This is a genomic window from Embleya hyalina, assembly GCF_003967355.1.
Taxonomy (GTDB): Bacteria; Actinomycetota; Actinomycetes; order Streptomycetales; family Streptomycetaceae; genus Embleya; species Embleya hyalina.
The window spans coordinates 156,481-174,375 of the sequence record NZ_BIFH01000032.1 but is presented as its reverse complement, the minus strand read 5'-3'; the positions used below and the strand labels follow the sequence as shown (position 1 = coordinate 174,375).

The following is a 17,895-nucleotide window of genomic DNA, read 5'->3' as shown; positions in this document are numbered from 1 at the left end:
GGGGCGGCGTCATCGCACGACGACGCCGCCCCGCCCGACGGCGTCACACCGCCGCCGGCGCCGCCACGATCGCGGCCGCGCCCCGGGAGGAGTCCTTGGCCCGAAAGGCCACGAGCCGCCGATCCCGACCGACCGCGGTGACCGGAGGCACGAGCGCGAACGCCATCACGAGGTCGTTCTTCTCCGGCTCCATGGTCGGGTAGACCAGCAGGCAACCCCGCCGGGGTCCGGCCAGGCCGTCCGCGACCCGGTCGCCGATCGAGGTGTCGGTGCCGACGATCCGCCGCGCCGCGAATCGATGGGTACCGAAGCTGACCTGGTCGAACAGTCCCCCCTCGCGTCGACGTCGACTCACCACGTCGAGCGGACCGAAGCCGTGCAGTGTCACGGGGTCGAGATTGGGGCTCTGCAACTGCGGGGCGATCACCACCCAGTCGTCGATCTTCGCGGCGATCTCCGGGTTCTCCAGATAGGCCAGATCCGGCCGGAACTGGGCGGGTTCGGCCCAGCGCAGCTCGCGCAGCACCGACAACAGCGGAGCGTGCGCGATGCGCCCGATGTAGGCGGGGAAGCGCAGCAGCCGATCCTCCACGGGATAGGCCAGTTCGGTGCGCTCCGCCGCCAGCGACCGGATCACCGGCTCGAACCGCTCCACATTGTGGCGCAGCTCCGCCGGTTTGCTCGGATAGGCCGAACGCTCCACCCAGCGGCCCGGCGATCGGGTCTCCACGAGTTCCGCGTTGAACATCTTGTTGCGCGCCGTCGGCTTGAGCCACGGCAGTCGCTGGGTGACCAGGGGCGGAATCTGAGCCGGTGTCACCTGCGGTGCGCCGTCCACGAGTTCGGCGTACAACCGGAGCTGGTCGCGGAACTCCTCCTCGTCCCGGCAGATCGCCTCGAACGCCTCGTACAGGTCCCCGTTGCGACCACCCTCGTCGCGGCCGATGTAGAGCCGGACCAGATCCCGGTAGTTCTTGCGGAAGCCGAACCAGCGGCCCATCTGCATGAGCGTGTCCGCCGTCAGCGTCTTGCGGCGGTAGTAGGAGACGGTCAGGCCCTCGATGGTGAAGCCGCGCGAGAGCTTGGCACCGCCGACCAGGATCCGCCAGACCTTGTCGCGATCGAAGTCGGCGGCGCGCTGCTCGATCTCCTTGTCGCCGTTGACCACCACGACGGGACTGCCGTTCGAGTCCTCGATCCGCATCGCCGCGATGCCGATGTAGGGGGCGATGTCGGCGAACGAGTCGGGGATGGAGGCACCCGCCGCGTGCGCCTCGCTGACCGGGTACACGTCCTCGTCGTACAGCGCGCGCAGGCGCTTTTGTGCCCCCGCGCCGAGATACCCCGCACGACGCCAGATCCCGTTGATCAGCTCGGCCTGGTCCCGGTGCACGTGGGTGCGCACCGATTCGTGCACGAGCATCGTGTGGTGCCGGAAGTGGTCCGCGCCCAGCCCGTGGTCCTCGCGGAACAGCTTGATCGCGCCGGTCAGCACGAACATGTCGATCGCGGCGCGCAGATCGCTGTCGTCGTCGTCATGCGCCGGCCGCACCGAGCGTACGTGCGCGAGCCCGGCCGAGTTCGCCACCGTGCGCTCGGCCGAGGGGATCGTGGAGTCGATGTCGTGGAAGTCGGCGACGCCCATGTAACCTTCCGGGCGGTCCAGCGAGATGACGAAGTCCTTCGGGAAGATGTCCTCGGAGTCGGCCGGATCGATGAACACGTTCGCGAACGGGGTCGCGGTGTAACCGATGTACTGGGCGCGCGGCAGCATGCCGAGCAGTTCCGAGATGATCCCGTTGATCGCCGTGCGCTGGACCTGGTCCTGCGCCCACTTCTTCGGGTCGGAGGTGTTGACCGACGCCTGATCGGACTCGTCGTCGATGATCAGCGCGGGGATCTCACCGCGCTCGGTCTTGATCCGGGCCAGGTCCTTGACCAGCTTCTTCAGCACCGACGCGTTCTTCTTGACCACCATCAGTCGGGCCGAACTGCGATGCAGGTTCTCCGGTGCGTACAGCGGCGTGAACCGGTCCGCCTTCTCGAACTCCAGCGCGCTGAGCCCCTGACGCAGCGCCTGATAGTCGTCCTGATGCCGGGTCAGCCGCACGATGTCGAACCCGCCGAGTCGGGACGGCAGTGCTCCGTGGCGCAGGAACCTGCCGTCCAGCCGGTCCCGGTCGTCGAGATAGTCGTAGTCGCGGAAGGCGAGGGTGCCCGAGTCCGGGTCCTGGCCGTAGTAGATGTTCTCGACGCCGACGAGTTCCATGTCCAGGCGGCGCTGGGTCTGCGCGCGCAGCGCCTCGATGGTGCCGGTGAGCACGATGACCATGCGGTATCCCGCGTCGATCGCCTTCGCGGCGACGCCGGTGAAGTTGGCGGTCTTGCCGCTTTGTACGTAGCCGACCACCAACCCCTTGGCTTGGTAGGGCTGTTCGCAGGTGGGATCGGCCAGGCGTTCCACGACTCGGGTGGTGTTTCGGTCCAGCGCGGCGACTGCCTCGGGTGCCCATCGTTTGCCGAGCAGGGTGTTCCGGTAGGCGTCCCAGTAGTGGCTGTGGTGTCGGGCGACTTCCTCCGTGTACCAGGGATCCCAGCCCTCGTCGGTGATCACCACCGCACCCGAGGCGCGTGCGAACGGCGCGCGTCGATCCAGGAGGTCACGTGTGACCCGCTCCAGGCCGAGGGCGTCGTAGGTCGACGCGCGGCGGGCGTCGGTGTTGGGCGGGATGTCGCCGTCGGCGAAGTCCCAGCGGCTGAGTCGATCGCGCCACAGGATGAGCAGCGCGTCGTCCGGGTGCGCGTGGTGCAGTCGCCGACGCAATGCGGTCTCGCCGAGGTCGGGCAGCGGGCCGGGGTGCTCGTCGGCATGGTAGGCGAGCGCCTTGGCCAGATTCCTGGGGCCGGCGGACATCCCGCCGAACGCCGCGCGGTGCAGCGCGAGAAGTGCGAGTTCGTCGGTCACAAGGCGCCGTCCTTGGACTGGTACGACTCGGACAGGTCCGACGCGACGTCGGGTGGGAGCACCCGGGCGAGGTCGACGGCGTGGTCGATTCCGTCCGGGGCCGGCGCGATCGACGGGACCAGGTCGGCGACGTCGATGCGGTAGTCGATGTCGACGATGCGCAGTGCGAGTGCCTCCGGCAGCGGCGCGAGGATGCTCCCGGTCAGCCGGGGAAATCCGATGTCGACGGGAAAAGCCAACGGGTCCCCGGCCGACGTCCACCGACGCTCGCGGGGGATCGCGGCCTCGTTGTCGGTCCCCAGCTGGAGTCGGGTGTCGAAGTCGTCCAGCACGCCCGGCGCGTGCACCCGGATCGTCGAGCGAATGCCCTCGATCAGGCCGAGCACCGACCGGCCGGTGTCGCTCTCGTCCAGGATGTGCGAGACGAACCACAATGGTCGGTCCGAGTGGGGCGCGAGTTGGCCGAGCCCGTGGACCGTGTGCACGCGGGCGCGTCCGGTGACGGTCTTGACCTCGATGTCGTAGGGCCCGACGGTGAAGTCGTGGTCCGCGCAGTCCGGGTGTTGCCAGGCGTCGACGGCCGCATGCCATCCTCGGGTGTCGGCCAGGCCGATCAGCGTGAGCAGTTCGCCGAACAGGCCGATCTCCGCCTCCAGGGACATGCGTCGTCCTCGGGCCAGCAGCTTGCGCCACGCCAGCACGGTGCTTTGCACCGCCTGGACCGGCGCCGTCCTCTCCAGTTGCACGCGATCCGCGATCTCGCAGCACACGATGTGGAACTCGCGTAACAGCTCGATCCGTTCGGTGTACACATGCATGAACTGCTCGCCGCCGTCCAGGACGCACACCGCCCGCACGCCCTGCATGCCCAGCCGGGGTGCCTTCGTGCCGGCCGGGACCGGGATGCGCAGGGCGGGTCGCCGACCGCCCGCCTCCAGGTGCCAGTACAGCGGCGGGTCGCCCTCGACCGGGATCAACATCGGTGCCCCGTTGTCGAGATGGTCGCGCAGCGCCTCGCAGCCCAGGTGTCGGCTCCGCCCGTCCGCGCCGGTCACGCGCCGCCCTCCGAACCGTACTTCGCCGTCTCGCTCTTGACCGCGGTGAGCAGCAACGACTGCCACAGGTCGAGGTTGTCCTTGACCCGGGGGCCGATGCGCTCGCCGGTGAACGCCTCGTTCATCAGCAGGTACAGCAGCGTCTTGATCACCGGCACGTCGTTGAGCCCGCCGCGTCGGCCGCCGAGCAGCGCGGCGCGGAACTGCTTGTTCAGCAGCAGTCGGCGCTCGTCCCGGTCGATCGAGAAGAACACGTCCCCGCCGAGTGGCACCCAGCGCACCTCGATCGGCTCCTCGCCCGGGACGAAAGGCAGTTCCTCCTCGATCGCCGCGCGCAGCTCCGGCGCGAACCCCTTCCCGGGCGGCAGCACCGCCTTGCGCTCTCGCGTGGTGGTTCGGGCCTGCCGATAGGCGCCCTCGGCGTCCTTGAGGTAGTCGAGGAAGCTGTGCCCGTCGGCGTCCACGGCCCGCTCGACCGCGTCCACGAAGCCCGGTACGGGCTGGAGTTCGGCCTTCTTCACGGTCAGCCCGAACGCGTGCTCGGAGTCGGCCGGCAGGTCGAACGCGACCCGGGCCAGCGACAGGTGCTGCTCGCTCTGGCGCAGGCCGTACCAGCCACCGGCCTGGACGAGCCGGTCGTGGCGGTACGCGTACAGGCCCTGACGGGCCAGGATCCCGCCGGGCAGGCGGAATTGCTCGGCGTTCGAGCGCGGTGTCCAGATGTGCGCGGTCAGCGTGAGCGGACCGACGCCGTCCAGCGTGGTGGTGAACACGCGCGGGTAGCCCGGCAGTCCGGACACGGCGTAGCCGAACGGGTCCACGGCCTGGACCTGCCAGGTCATCGGCGGCACCTCGGCGTCGGTACCGGAGACCGCGATGGTGATCCGGATCCGCCCGTCGGCCAGGAACCGGTGCAGGTGCAGACCGAGGTGATCGGCCAACGAACGCATCGTCTTGGTCACGTAGATGTCGGTCTGGCCGGCGTCACCGCGCGCCGGGAAGTCACGGACGCCGTCCCACCGCACCGCCGTGCCGTTCCACACCACGTACTCGTCGTACAGGTCGAGGAAACGTTTGGCGAACTCCACCTCGACGATGTCGCACTGGAAGCTCTCCTGCGCCGACTCGGTCCGCCAGCGCCGGCCGACGGTGCCGGCGCGCTTGGCCCGGCTGATCACCGTGACGCTGTCGGCGTGGCTGAAGGACGCGGCCTTCAGGCCCATGCCGAACATGCCGAGAGCCGTGTCGCCGTACGCCCGCCGCTTGCCGACGGTCATCGCGGTGTCCAACTCGGCCTCGGTCATGCCGCGTCCGTTGTCCACCACGACCAGCGAGGTCAACAGGTCGCCGGTACGCCGGAAATGCACCACGACCTCGGACGCGCCGGCGTCGATCGAGTTGTCCACGAGGTCGGCCACCGCCTCCTCGAAGCGATAGCCCTGACTGGCGAGTCCCTTGATGTACCCGGGATCCGGAGGCAGGTGCTTGCTGCCGCTCGTAGGTACGTCGATACGCCAGTCGTCCATGCCCACCCCTGGATCCCCACACCTTCGGTGCGCGCTGTCACGCGCCCGCCCCCACTTGCGCCGGACCGACCGTAGCGGTTGGACCGACGCGCCGAAAGCGGAACCCCCGAGTCGTGACCGGGTGGTTCCCGAGCGGAGATGTGCGGGCCGGGATCATGGCCGGAAAACACGGTCGGAAAACACGGCCGGAGATCGCGGCCGAGGGGCGTGATCGGAAAGGCCGCCGTCAGAGCTCGCGGCGCAGCCGGGAACGGGCGAAGTCCGCCCAGTGTGCGGGGAAGTCGGCCTCGACCCGCCGGGCGAGCGCGACCTCCTCGCCGTAGAGCAGGCCCCACGTGAAGGCGTTCTCGCCCGCGGCGTGCGCGGCGATCGCCAGCCGCCGCAGCGCCTTGCGGGTCTGCACGCTGTCCTGGTGCGAGCCGAGCAGGCCCTGCATCGCCTTGGCCCGCTTGGTGAGCCGCTTGGCCGGCTTGCCCAGGGCCGGGCCGGTGGCCTCGCCGGCGTAGCGGACCCGCTTGGCGGCCTTGCGCACCTCGTGCAGGGCGGTGTCCCGGGCCCGGCCGGCGGGTGTGCGCAGTGCGACGCGGGCGCGCCGGAACGTACGGTTGTCGGCCCGGCGCAGGGCCGCCGCGGCCGGTCGCTGGGCCGGTCGATTCGCCTTGACGGTGAACGGCGGCCGCGCGATCAGGGCGTCCAGCGCGTCGAGCAGGGCGAAGTAGCGGGGGCCGTCGAGATCGGCCAGGATCCGGGCCCGGGCCTCGCCGCGCCGCCGTGCGTCCCAGGCGGTCAGGCGGGCCTCCACCGGGCCGAGCACCGCCTCGGCCGGCAGCGCGGCGACCCGCTCGCGCAACCGCGCGGCCAATACCTCCTGATCCCGCGCACGACCCAACTCGGCGGCCAGCCACTTGAGTTCGGCGCCCAGAATGTGGGTCACCCGCTCGTCGAGGACCCGTGAGAACACCCGGAACGCGCTGCGCAGACGTCGCGTGGCAACGCGCATTCGGTGCACCGCGTCGGGCTCGTCGAGTCGGACCCGGGGGTCGTACGCGAACAGGGTGTCGACCTGCTCCCGGACGTAGTCCAGCGCCATCGCCCCGGCGGTGCCCGACCGCGGCTTCGCGATCCGACGCTTCGGCTTCGCCCCCGCCTCGGCCAGCGCCTGCCCGAGCTTGGACGCGGACTCGGAGCGCCGCCAGCCCTCCTTGATCAGCCGCCGCTCCAGCGCGTCCGACAACGCCGGTTCGCCGTCCACCAGTTCGACTTCCAGTTCGGACCAGGAGGTGGTGGTCACCTTCGACCCGAGGAAGACGTCCGCGGTGACCGTATCGTGCGCGATCTCGGCCAGCGTGGGCCCGTCCGCCCGGGCGATCCGCACCTCGCGCACGGTCCGCAGGCGCACCACCGGCACCTGCTCCGCGCCGCGCGTGTACGCCCGGATCCGCACCGCGAGTTCGTCCGGCACCACCCGCTCGGACGCACCCAGCGGTGCCCGTACCTCGTCGCGCGCGTCCACCCCGGCGGGCAACTTCAGATGCCACCCGGCGTCCCCGCCCCCGGTCCGCCGGCGCAGCGTGATGCCGCGCGCGGCGAGGGCCAGGCCGGGCGTGTCGAAGTACATGGCGTCCAACTCGACGGTCTCGCGGACCTCGACCCGCACCCCGTCCGCCATCCCGACGAAGTCCGGCACGCCCACCCCGTCCGGCGCCACATACTTCCGCTCGACCTCACGCACGACCTCTGCCATGGCACGCACCTGCTTCCTGGGGGCGGCACGAGGCGTTCGACCGTGAGGTCGAACGATCCTCGGGGGCGGATGGTCGGCACGTCCGGGATCGGAGCCCGCCGACCGGGCTCGCGGATACGTGTGCCCGAATCGGCCGGTCCGACACGGATGAGTCGAGCCGGGCGGGGTCAGGTGTCGAAGGTCCAGGCGAACATGGTGTGGTCGGACTCGGTGGTGGGGGTCGTGGAGCGGTAGGTGGCCATCGCGGGCTCGTCGGCGCGTTCGGTCAGGACCCACATGCCGTAGCAGCCGCGTTTGCGGGCCAGTTCGGCCAGGGCCTCGGTGAGGGCGCGGCCGATGCCCAGACGCCGGTGGCCGTCGGCGACGGCCAGTTCGTACAGGAACATCTCGGTGCCCTTGTCGGGGTGGGTCGTCTCGACGCCGGTGACCATCCCGACCGGGGTGGCGGCCACGTAGGCGAGCAAGATGTGATGGCCCGCCTCGCCCAGGAAGCGGGCGGCCCAGTCCGGGCGTACCGGTTCGTCGAACAGGTCCCCGGCCGCGAGCACATCGGCCACCGTCGTCACACGCCGAATCGACGCCACATTCGTATCCACGACGACATTCAACGAGATTTGGTCCCATTCCAGAAGCCGCAGTCGGCAATGGACACCCCATGATTGGGGGATCTCTCGGGATGGTACGGGGCGAAATGGCGGTATCGAGCTACCTGTCGTCGGAGGAGCCGCGCCTTCGGAAGCTCAGCGCGCGGCGTACGTCGCGGCCGGCCAGGCGGGTCTGCTCCCAGACGGTGCGGAACACGGCCCGGACCGGGGCGACGCCCTGCCCCCAGCCGTACCGGGCGGCCCGACCGGCGGGCGCCAGAACCGTCCGACGCACCCACGCCGACGGCCGCACCACCGTCGCCCGCAGTCCGCGACCGGCCATCCGCGCACCCGATCGGGCACGCCGCCCGCCCCACAGCGCGGGCCGCACGACCACGAACCGCAGCCCCCGGCCGAGGAGCACGACCTTGCGACCGGCCCACCGGGCGGGAAGCACGGTGAGGACGTACAGCCCCCGGCCGAGCAGGCGGACCAGGAGCACGACCTTGCGACCGGCCCATCGCGCGGGGAGCACGGTGAGGACGTACAGCCCCCGGCCGAGCAAGCGGACCAGGAGCACGACCTTGCGGGCCGCCCATCGCGCCGGCGGCACGGTCAGGAGGTACAGACCCCGGCCGGTCGCGCGGCCGAGCCGGACGCCCCGGCGCCAGGCCCAGGCCACCGGCCGGGCCACGAGTACGACGAACCCGACACGCAATCCGCGCCCGGTCGCGCGCAGTCCGCGCAGGAAGCCGCGGGCGAGCCGGCGCGCCGGGACGAACAGGCCGTGGTACAGGCCCCATCCGACGGCCCGGGTCGCCACCACCGCGCCCCGCCACACCCACCGGGCGGGGATCAGCACCAGCCGTCGAAGGACGAAGACGACACCGCGCCCCACCACCGCCAGACCTCGAAGCAGGGCGCCCATCCCGCGCGACGCGACCCGACCACAGGCGACGAGGCCACGCCACAGCGCCTTCGCCGGTACGACCAGGACGTAGTACAGCCACCGCCCGAAGCCCCGTGCGAGTACCCGAGCCACGCGCCACGACCACCGTCCGGGCACCACCGCGAGGTAGTACAGCGTGCGCCCGAGCGCATGGGCGACCCACCGACCGGCCGTGACCAGCCCGCCGGCCAGGGGCCGGGCCAGCGCATCCCGAACCCACCGCAGCGGCAGCACGATCCCGTATCGCCCGAGCAGCCGCAGCCCACGCCGAAGGCCGTTCCCGAGCAGCCGCAGCCCACGCCACAGCCCGATCAGGACCCACCGCAGCCCGCGCCAGGTCACGCGGGTGACCGCCGTCGCCCCGCGCCACAGCCCGACCATGGCCCAGCGCAGCCCACGCCACACCACGCGGGCGACCGCCGTCAGCCCCCGCCACACCACGTTCACGGCCAGTCGGCGCAGCCCCCGGCCGACGGCCGCGAGCGCGTGTGCGATCGGTACCACGAGCCGGTCCCACAACAACCACCGCAACCCGCGCCCGATCACCGCGGCCAGTCGCCCCGCCGGGATCAGCACCCAATCCCGGACCCCGCGCCCGACCACCTTCAGCAGTTCCCAGGCCAGGCGCGCGGGCAGCAGCACGATCAGTGCGACGATACGGATCGGCCAGCGGATCAGGTGGTAGAGCAGCCCGGTCGGCTCGTCCGACGATGTGGCGCTCCCGGACCGATCGCCGGATCGATCGCGGGACCGATCGCCGGCCCGGTCTCCAGGCCGATCGCCGGATCGCTCGACCGGCCGATCGGCCGGCCCCGCATCGGTGCCCGTTCGTGCGCCCGCCGCCGGGCGCTCCTTGCGCAGATCGACCGGAACGATCGCTTCCGCTTGTCTGCCATCGCCCATCGCATCCCCCGTGTGCACCGTCGAGACGCACCGACTCCCGTCGGGTCGCGTGCTCTTGGGACACGCCGAACGGCGCGTGCTCACGGTTCGTTCGCAAAGATTTTCGGATCGGCGCGAGTGACCCGCGTCACTCCGGCCCCGGATCGAGGTGCCCGACCGGAGCCTGAGCCCGGTTCGCGTCGCCGGATCGTGGGGACGCGAACCGGGCCCGGTGCCGATCAGGCTTCCTGGCGGGCGGGTTCGGGCAGGGCCGCGTCGCCGTCCTCCGCCGCCTCGGCGAGCGCGGGCGCGGGCGCGGGCGCGTCCGCCGCCGGACCGCGGCGCAGCACCAGGCCGACCGCGCCGACCACCAGGGCGATCGCGATCAGGTAGCCGAACGTGCCCTGGAAGGCCGGGACGACCGAGTGCGCCTCGGAGCGGTTCTGCAGGACCAGCGCGGCGATCGCGATGCCGAGCGTGCCGCCGATCTGGTTGCTCAGGTACACCGCCGCCGTGGCGCTGGGCACCGACTCGGGCGCCACCGAGCCGAACACCGACGACATCGCGGGCGCCCCGACGAAGCCGAGTCCGGCTCCCGTCACCACCGAATAGCCCACCAGGAGCGCGGTGTCGGTGCCCCCGTCGGCCGTACTGAAGCCCAGGATGCCCAGCGCGGCCAACACCCCGCCGAACGGGATCAGCGCGCGGGCACCGACCTTGTCGAACAGCTGCCCCGCGATCGGCATGCCGATCCACACCCCGACCCCCTGCGGCACCAGCAGCAGACCGGCCGCCATCACGCCGCGGTCCCGGGCCAGTTGGTAGTAGAGCGGGATCAGGAACAGCAGCGAGAAGAGCAGGATGCCGGTCAGGAACACCGCGCCGATGCCGCCGGCGAAGCCGCGGATCCGGAACAGCCGTACGTCGATCAGCGGGTGCTCGACGCGCAGCGCGTGCAGGACGTAGCCGGCGATCAGCGCGACGCCCGCGATCAGCGCCGCGAGCACGCGCGGTGCCCCGAAGCCGCTGTCGCCCGCGGCCTGGGAGAGGCCGTAGACGACCACCGCGAATCCCGGGCACAGCAGCGAGATGCCCCGGGCGTCCAGCGGCGGCGGGTCGCCCTCGCGCGGCGGGTCGGCGGGGATCTGCCGGTATGCCAGTGCCAGGGCGACCAGGCCGATCGGCAGGTTGATGATGAACATCCAGCGCCAGTCGACGTGTTCGAGCAGCACGCCGCCGAGCACCGGGCCCAGGATCGGGCCGAGGGTGACCACCGCGCCGACGATGCCGATCATCTTCCCGGCCCGCTTGGGTCCGGCGGCGACGGCCAGCATGGTCAGCAGGGTCGGCTCCAGGGCGCCGACGCCGACACCCTGGATCACCCGGAAGGCGATCAGGCTGCCCGCGTTCCAGGCGACCGCGGACAGTGCGGAGCCGACCAGGAAGACGATCAGGCCGGTCAGCCAGACGGTTTTGCCGCCGAAGCGGCCGGCCGCCCAACCGGCCAGCGGCACGGTCGCGGCGAGGGCCAACAGGTAGCCGGTGGCCACCCATTCGATGGTTTCCAGCGGCGCGTCGAAGTGGGCGCCGAGGGTGTCGATGCCGACGTTGACGATCGTGGTGTCGAGGATGCCCATCACGCCGCCGAGCAGCATGACCAGCATCAGGCGCAGGAGTGGTCCGTCGATTTTGGTCTCGGGATCGGGGGGTGCGGCGGGCATGTACGCCTCCAAGTTACCGATGAGATCAGTTAACTAAACTCGCGAGTAAAAATTAACAGCACGTCTGGTAACGTCGCAACATGGTCGAGGAAACGAAACGGTCGACGACGACGACGCCGGCCGCCCCCGCGCCCGCCGCCACCCGCGGCCGGATCGACAAGCGGCGGGCGATCCTGGCCGCCGCCGAGGCGGTGTTCACGCGCGAGGGCTACACACTCGCCGGGATCGACGCGATCGCCGCCGAGGCGGGCGTGTCCAAGCCGACCATCTACAACCACCTCGGCGGCAAGGAGAACCTGTTCCGCACCGTCGTGGTCGAGGCCGCGATCGAATCCAGCGGCCGGATCCTGGCCGCCCTCGAGGTGTTCCCGACCGACGCCGAGGAACTGCATCCGCGCCTGACCGCGATCGCGCACCGCGTGGTGCAGTGCCAGGCCGGCGAGAAGGGTTGGGCGCTGCAGCGCCTGGTGTACGCCGAGGCGGCACGCTTCCCGGACCTGTACGACACGATCCGCGAGGGCGGCACGGTCCGGATCGTCGACGCCCTGGCCGGTCGGCTGGCCCGGCTCGCGCACGGCGGACACCTGGACATCGACGACCCGGTCACCGCCGCGAACCAGTTCCTCGCGCTGATCTCCGGCGACCTGCCCACGCTCACCGCGCTCGGCACCCGGCCCGTGGACGACGCGGCCCTGCACCGCGCGGTGACCGCCGGAGTGACCACGTTCCTGCGCGCGTTCACCCCGCGCGCGCAATCCGCCGGCCCACCCGCGCCCGGCACGGGCGAGGGCGCCCCCGCGTCCGGCACGCTCACGGCACCACCCCGCCGCTGAGCACCCGACCGGCCGTACGCTCCGCCGAATCCGGCCCGGCGCCGCGTCCCGCGCCGTCGTCGACCGGTGTCGGCGCACGCGGTATCGCCGCCAGCAACTCCCGGGTATAGGGGGCCTCGGGCCGGGTGAACACCCGCTCGGCGTCCCCGCTCTCCACCACCCGGCCGTCCTTCATCACCAGGATGCGATCGCTGACGTGCCGGATCACGCCCAGATCGTGCGAGATGAACAGCAGGGCCAGGCCCAGTTCGGCCCGCAGGTCGGCGAGCAGGTCGAGGATCTGCGCCTGGATGGACACGTCCAGCGCGGAGACCGGCTCGTCGCAGACGATCAGATCGGGTGAGGGGGCCAACGCCCGTGCGATCGCCACGCGTTGCCGCTGACCACCGGACATGTCGCGGGGCCGACGTTCGAGCAGGTCCGCGGACAGGCCCACCAGGTCGAGCAGTTCGGCCACCCGGGCCCGATGCGCGGCGCGGGTGGGGCGCAGTCGCCCGCCCGGCAGACCGGCGGCGGCGACCGCTTCGCCGAGGATGCGGGCCACCGAGTACCGGGGGTCGAACGAGCCGAGCGGATCCTGCTGCACCGCCTGGATCCGGCCGCGCGAGGCCCGTCGGGCGGACTCCGGCAGCGTGCTCCACGGGGCGTCCCGGAAGCGCACGGTGCCCGTATCGGGGCGCTCCCAGCCGAGCACGATCCGCGCGGCCGTGGTCTTGCCTGAGCCGGATTCGCCGACCACCCCGAGGGTTTCCCCGGCACGTACGGTGAACGACACGTCCCGGACCGCGTGGTGCCGGGTCCCGTCCGGGCCGCGGAAACTCCTGCCGATGCCGGTCACGTCGAGCAGGACGTCGCCGACCGGGGGCGCGGGCGGTGTCGCCGTCCGGGCCGGACCGACCGGCGCGGACAGCCGGGTGCCCTTGGCCCGCCCGGTCGGCGCCGCCGCGAGCAACGCCCGCGTGTACGAGTGTTCCGGCTCGGTCAGGACCCGCTCGGTGGGCCCGTGTTCGACGACGCGACCGGCGTACATCACCGCGACCCGGTCGGCCAGCCGGGCCACCGCCGCCAGGTCGTGGCTGATCATCAGCACCGACGTGCCCTCGTCCCGGAGTCGGCCCAGGAGCGTGAGGACCTGGGCCTGCACCGTGACGTCGAGGGCGGTGGTCGGCTCGTCCGCGAGCAGCAGCTCCGGCCCGGCGGCCAGCGCCGAGGCGATCAGCGCACGCTGGCGCAGGCCGCCGGAGAGCTGGTGCGGATACTGCCGGGCCCGCCGGGCCGGATCCGGGATGCCGACGTCGGTCAGCAGTGCGGGCACCCGGGCGCCGACCTGCCCGCGCGGCAACACCGCGTGCGTACGCAGTGCCTCGGCGACCTCGGCACCGACCGTGCGCAGCGGATCGAGCGAGACCAGCGCGTCCTGGAGCACCAGACCGATCCGCCGCCCGCGCAGCGCGCGCCACCGCTTCTCGGACAGCGCGCTCAGGTCGGTGCCGTCGAAGGCCAGCCGACGGGCCGTCACCCGGGCGCCGCCGCCGGTGAGTCCGACCAGGGTGCGGGCGGTGACACTCTTCCCGGATCCGGATTCGCCCACCACGGCCAGGCATTCGCCCCGGTCGAGGGTGAACGACACGTCCCGCACCACGGGTTCGCGGCCGGGGAAGGCGACGTCGAGTCCGTCCACGACCAGGAGGGGCTCGGCCGAGGCCGAGACCGAGGCGGGAGCGGGGGAGAAGTCGGTGCTCATCGGGCGATCCCTCCGGCGAAGCGGGCGCGGGCGTGTCGACCGGCCACGTTCACCGCGATCACCGCGCAGGTCACCGCGGCGCCGGGGAACACCCCGATCCACCACGCGGTCTCCAGGAAGCCGCGCCCCTCGGAGAGCATCGCGCCCCACTCGGGGGACGGCGGTTGCGCGCCCAGGCCCAGGAAGCTGAGCCCGGACGCGTAGATCAGCGAGGTGCCGAAGCCGACCGTGCCGAGCACCAGGAGCGGCCCGATCGCGTTCGGCAACACATGCCGCACGATCAGCACCCCCCGGAGCAGACCGAGGCCGGCCGCCGCCTCCACATAGCCCGATCGGCGCACCACCAGCGCCTCCGCCCGGACCAGCCGCGCGTAGCCGGGCATCGCCGCCACCGCCACCGCGATCATCACGTCGACCGTGCCGCGCCCGAGCAGGGTGACCACGAACAGCGCGAGCAACAACTCGGGCAGCGAGAGCATGATGTCGGCCAGCCGCATGCCCACCTGGTCGGCGACCCGCCCGCCCAGGGCCGAGGCCAGTCCCCACAGCGTGCCGCCGATCAGCGCGAACACGGTGGCGCCCAGGCCGAGCAGCAGCGAGGGGCGGGCGCCGTGCAGCACTCGCGCGAACACGTCCCGGCCGAGTTGGTCGGTGCCGAACCAGTGCCCGGCGCCGGGTCCGCGCAGCGCGGCGAGCGGGTCGGTCTCGATCGGCGAGGTGTCGGTGAACAACCCCGGCGCGAGGCCGATCAGCGCGAACAGCGCGAGGACGGCGAATGCGCTCGCCACCCCGGGGCCGACCCGCCCGCGTCGCCGGATCCGTACCGGCCTGGCCTTGTCGATCGTTGCCTGGGCCATCGGGTCACCCCTTCCGCAGCCGTGGATCGATGACGAGGTAGAGCAGATCGGTGACCTGCGAGATCACCACGAACACCAGGGCGGCGAGCAGGACGACGCCCATCACCACCGGCATGTCCTTGGTGTTCACCGACTGCAGGGTCAGTGCGCCGATCCCGGGTCGGGCGAAGACCTTCTCGACCAGGACCGTGCCGCCGAGCAGGGTGCCGGTCAGCCAGCCCGAGAGGGTCAGCAGCGGAATCGCCGCGTGCCGGAACGCGTGCCGCACACGTACCGCGATCCGGCTCAGCCCGCGCGCCCGTGCGGTGACCACGAACGGCTCGGCCAGCGCCGTCTCCAAGCCCTCGCGCAACACCTGGGCCAGCACCCCCGCGATCGGCAGCGCGAGCGTCACGGCCGGCAGCACCAGGGTCTGTACACCCTCGGTGCCGGCCACCGGGAACCACTGGAGCCGGAACGAGAACACGGTGAGCAACACGATGCCCAGCCAGAACGACGGCGTGGAGACCGCGACCAACTCCCACGCGCTCAACGCCGAACGCAGCCCGGACCGGCGCCCGGCGGTGGTGATCGCCGAGACCACGGCGATCACCACCGCCAACCCCAGCGCGGCCGAGGCCAGTTCGAGGGTCGGCCGGAACTGCTCGCCGATCAGCGCGGAGACGGGTTGCTGGAGCTGATAGGACTCGCCGAGTCGGCCGTGCAGCAACTCGCCCAGATAGTGCAGGTACTGCCGCAAGACCGGTTCGTCGAAGCCGTAGTCGGCGCGGATCTGCGCCCGTACGGCCGGCGACGCGGTGGTCTGCGGGCCCAGGAGCGTGGCCACCGGATCGCCCGGGAGCAGCTTGAGCCCGACGAAGGCGAGCGTCGCCGCGCCGAGCAGCACGGAGGCGACGGCCACCAGTCGGGCGCCGACCGCGCGCAGCAGCCGCATCGGCGCCCGCGGGCCCGGATCGGCGGACGGCGCGGCCTCGGCCGGGGCGGACGCGTCGACCGGGGTCGGCGCGTCCGCCATGGTCGGTGGGGAACTCATCGCCGCGTGCTCCACACGTCGTGGAACAGCGGCCAGGCGTTCGGGTCCAGACGCAGTCCGTTGATCTGCCTGCCGGTGGCGAAGAGCGTGGTGGCCGCGTAGAGCGGGACCACCGCCGCGTGCTCGATCACCCACCCCTGGGTCTGCGCGTACAGCCGGTCGCGGGCGGCCCGGTCCAGCGTCGCCGCCGCCGCGTCGGTCCACTGGTCGATCTGCGGATTGCTCAGCCAGGCGGCGTTCTGCCCACCGGCGCTGGGCAGGTTCGCCGAGTTGAAGTACAGCCGCAATACGTCCGGTTCGAAGCGGGCCCAACTCATGTCCAGCACGTCGTACCGGCCCGCGTAGGCGTTCGTGGTGAACGCGCCCAGGTCCAGGGCCGGCCGCTGCACCTCGACGCCGATCTTCTTCAGATCCGACTGCACGGCCTGGGCCAGGATGTCGCGCTGTTCGCGCACGGCGGCGGGAGCGCTGGGCCACTGCACGCTCAAACGTTTGCCGTCCCGGGTCCGGTATCCGTCGCCGTCGCGACCCGTCCACCCGGCCTCGTCCAGCAACCGGCCCGCCAGCGCCGGGTCGTACGGCCAGGTGTTCTCCAGCGCCTTGTCGTAGCCCGGGGTGGCCGGTCCCAACGGGCCCCAGGCGCGCCGGTATTGGTCGAAGTAGATGGACTGGACGTTCGGCCCGATGTTGATCGCGCGCTGTACCGCCCGCCGCACCCGTTCGTCGTCGAAGGGCGCCCGGGTGGTGTTCAGGAACAGGCTGTAGACCGCGCCCGCGAAGTCGTGGCGCAGGATGCGAACGTCCGAACGCCCCTCCAGGCTCTTGACGTTGACCGGCGGGATGGACCCGGCGATGTCCACCTGGCCGCCGGCGAACGCGCCGACCCGGACCGAGTCCTCGGTCAGGAACCGGAACGTCAGCTTGTCCAGGTAGGCGGCGCCCTGGTGTTTGGCGCCGGCCGGTGCCCAGTTGTACGCCGGGTTGTTCTCCAGGGTCAGACTCTGGCCCTTGGTGTGCGCGGCGAAGCGGAACGGGCCGGTGCCCACCAGCTGCGGTCCGCCCGCGCACAGCTTGTCGCCGTTGGCGGCGAGCGTCTGCGGCGAGTAGAAGCCCAGGTAGGCGGTGCTCGCGGCCTGGAGGAAGGGGGCGAACGGCTTGGTGAAGGAGATCCTCACCGTCGCCGGGTCGAGCACCTCGGTGCCGGCGTAGGGGCCGAGCAGACTCGCCGCGTATTGCGACTTGGTGGTCTTGGCCGCGATCCGGTCGAAGTTGACCTTGACCGCGTTCGCGTCGAACGGGGTGCCGTCGGTGAACTTCACGTCGGTGCGCAGCTTGAACGTGTAGCCGGTCAGGTCCGGCGTCACCTCCCACGAAGTGGCCAACCACGGCTGGAAGTTGCCCTGATCGTCCTGGGCGACCAGCGAGTCGAACACGTTGCGCTGGATGGACGCGGTGATGTCCTGGGGGCTCACGTGGATGTCGAAGCACGTGGGCTCGGTGTTGATCGCCACCGTCACCGAACCGCCCTTGACCGGCGGTCCCGCCGCCGGCTCGGCCGCGTTCGGGCCCGTCTTCGTGGTGGAGGAACAGGCCGACAGGACGAACGCGGCGGCCAGGGCCGCACCGACGATTCTGGGTAGGCGTGGTCGGATGACGCGCATGGTCGAGTCCTGTCGAGAGTCGGGGATGTCACGAAGCGGCGCAGAGCGGGGCGAACACCGGCCCCGGCCCTGAGGAAACTAGCCGCGCCGTCGGGACGCCCAGCACCCCTAGCGGACCCCTACCGACCCTTGCGCGTGCGGACCCGGACGATCCTCGCGCCCGCATGTCGCCTTTCTTTCGCGGGACCTTCGTGTTGACGCGACGCGGGCGGATTTCTAGACTGCCGGTCAGCTATGGAGCGAAAGTCCGAATCACCGATTCGGGACTCTTCCACTTCTTTTTTCGGAGACGGCCGTGCAGGGGACCCGTGGAGCGAGCGCTTGGCGCCTCGCACTGGTGT

The 17,895-nt window shown here is 71.7% G+C and carries 12 protein-coding genes; 1 reads left to right on the top strand and 11 read right to left on the bottom strand.

Annotated elements, in window-relative coordinates:
• Nucleotides 1–43: 43 nt before the first annotated feature.
• From EMA17_RS34910 to EMA17_RS34880, 7 genes are all read right to left on the bottom strand, one after another.
• Nucleotides 44–2,965, bottom strand: a complete 2,922-nt coding sequence (locus EMA17_RS34910) for a Z1 domain-containing protein (RefSeq protein WP_126641177.1) — start codon at nucleotides 2,963–2,965, stop codon at nucleotides 44–46.
• Complete coding sequence (locus EMA17_RS34905; RefSeq protein WP_126641176.1) at nucleotides 2,962–4,020, bottom strand: PD-(D/E)XK motif protein; 1,059 nt, start codon at nucleotides 4,018–4,020, stop codon at nucleotides 2,962–2,964. The genes EMA17_RS34910 and EMA17_RS34905 overlap by 4 nt, the downstream gene beginning before the upstream one ends.
• Nucleotides 4,017–5,546 carry an ATP-binding protein gene (locus tag EMA17_RS34900; RefSeq protein ID WP_126641175.1) on the bottom strand — a complete coding sequence of 510 codons (1,530 nt, stop codon included), beginning with the start codon at nucleotides 5,544–5,546 and terminating at the stop codon, nucleotides 4,017–4,019. Before EMA17_RS34900 ends, EMA17_RS34905 begins: the two co-directional genes overlap by 4 nt.
• 226 nt (nucleotides 5,547–5,772) lie before the next feature.
• On the bottom strand, nucleotides 5,773–7,290 hold the full coding sequence (locus EMA17_RS34895; protein ID WP_126641174.1) for a CYTH and CHAD domain-containing protein: 1,518 nt from the start codon (nucleotides 7,288–7,290) through the stop codon (nucleotides 5,773–5,775).
• Nucleotides 7,291–7,457: 167 nt separating this feature from the next.
• Complete coding sequence (locus EMA17_RS34890) at nucleotides 7,458–7,886, bottom strand: GNAT family N-acetyltransferase (RefSeq protein ID WP_246127101.1); 429 nt, start codon at nucleotides 7,884–7,886, stop codon at nucleotides 7,458–7,460.
• Nucleotides 7,887–7,995: 109 nt separating this feature from the next.
• Nucleotides 7,996–9,465, bottom strand: a complete 1,470-nt coding sequence (locus tag EMA17_RS34885; RefSeq protein ID WP_218043166.1) for a hypothetical protein — start codon at nucleotides 9,463–9,465, stop codon at nucleotides 7,996–7,998.
• Nucleotides 9,466–9,944: 479 nt separating this feature from the next.
• A complete protein-coding gene (locus EMA17_RS34880; protein WP_126641172.1) occupies nucleotides 9,945–11,426 on the bottom strand; it encodes a DHA2 family efflux MFS transporter permease subunit in 1,482 nt (493 codons plus the stop codon).
• 80 nt (nucleotides 11,427–11,506) lie between these two features.
• On the opposite strand from EMA17_RS34880, the gene EMA17_RS34875 reads away from it, so the two are divergent.
• Nucleotides 11,507–12,259, top strand: a complete 753-nt coding sequence (locus EMA17_RS34875; RefSeq protein WP_126641171.1) for a TetR/AcrR family transcriptional regulator — start codon at nucleotides 11,507–11,509, stop codon at nucleotides 12,257–12,259.
• Here EMA17_RS34875 and EMA17_RS34870 read toward each other — a convergent pair.
• The 4 genes from EMA17_RS34870 to EMA17_RS34855 are packed head-to-tail and all read right to left on the bottom strand — an operon-like array spanning nucleotide 12,237 to nucleotide 17,554.
• Nucleotides 12,237–14,003, bottom strand: a complete 1,767-nt coding sequence (locus tag EMA17_RS34870) for a dipeptide ABC transporter ATP-binding protein (RefSeq protein ID WP_126641170.1) — start codon at nucleotides 14,001–14,003, stop codon at nucleotides 12,237–12,239. The genes EMA17_RS34875 and EMA17_RS34870 overlap by 23 nt on opposite strands.
• The gene (locus tag EMA17_RS34865) at nucleotides 14,000–14,860 is read right to left on the bottom strand and encodes an ABC transporter permease (RefSeq protein WP_126641169.1); all 861 of its coding nucleotides are present in this window, start codon (nucleotides 14,858–14,860) and stop codon (nucleotides 14,000–14,002) included. The genes EMA17_RS34870 and EMA17_RS34865 overlap by 4 nt, the downstream gene beginning before the upstream one ends.
• A gap of 4 nt (nucleotides 14,861–14,864) precedes the next feature.
• Nucleotides 14,865–15,893, bottom strand: coding sequence for an ABC transporter permease (locus EMA17_RS34860; protein ID WP_246127100.1), 1,029 nt, complete (start codon nucleotides 15,891–15,893; stop codon nucleotides 14,865–14,867).
• Complete coding sequence (locus tag EMA17_RS34855; protein WP_126641168.1) at nucleotides 15,890–17,554, bottom strand: ABC transporter substrate-binding protein; 1,665 nt, start codon at nucleotides 17,552–17,554, stop codon at nucleotides 15,890–15,892. The genes EMA17_RS34860 and EMA17_RS34855 overlap by 4 nt, the downstream gene beginning before the upstream one ends.
• Nucleotides 17,555–17,895: the final 341 nt, after the last annotated feature.

What these genes read in the sequence shown, in the direction of transcription:
- EMA17_RS34865 (WP_126641169.1), bottom strand. Translation starts at nt 14,860, where the DNA reads ATGGCCCAGGCAACGATCGACAAGGCCAGGCCGGTACGGATCCGGCGA.
- EMA17_RS34860 (WP_246127100.1), bottom strand. Translation starts at nt 15,893, where the DNA reads ATGAGTTCCCCACCGACCATGGCGGACGCGCCGACCCCGGTCGACGCG.
- EMA17_RS34895 (WP_126641174.1), bottom strand. Translation starts at nt 7,290, where the DNA reads ATGGCAGAGGTCGTGCGTGAGGTCGAGCGGAAGTATGTGGCGCCGGAC.
- EMA17_RS34875 (WP_126641171.1), top strand. Translation starts at nt 11,507, where the DNA reads ATGGTCGAGGAAACGAAACGGTCGACGACGACGACGCCGGCCGCCCCC.
- EMA17_RS34870 (WP_126641170.1), bottom strand. Translation starts at nt 14,003, where the DNA reads ATGAGCACCGACTTCTCCCCCGCTCCCGCCTCGGTCTCGGCCTCGGCC.
- EMA17_RS34855 (WP_126641168.1), bottom strand. Translation starts at nt 17,554, where the DNA reads ATGCGCGTCATCCGACCACGCCTACCCAGAATCGTCGGTGCGGCCCTG.
- EMA17_RS34880 (WP_126641172.1), bottom strand. Translation starts at nt 11,426, where the DNA reads ATGCCCGCCGCACCCCCCGATCCCGAGACCAAAATCGACGGACCACTC.
- EMA17_RS34900 (WP_126641175.1), bottom strand. Translation starts at nt 5,546, where the DNA reads ATGGACGACTGGCGTATCGACGTACCTACGAGCGGCAGCAAGCACCTG.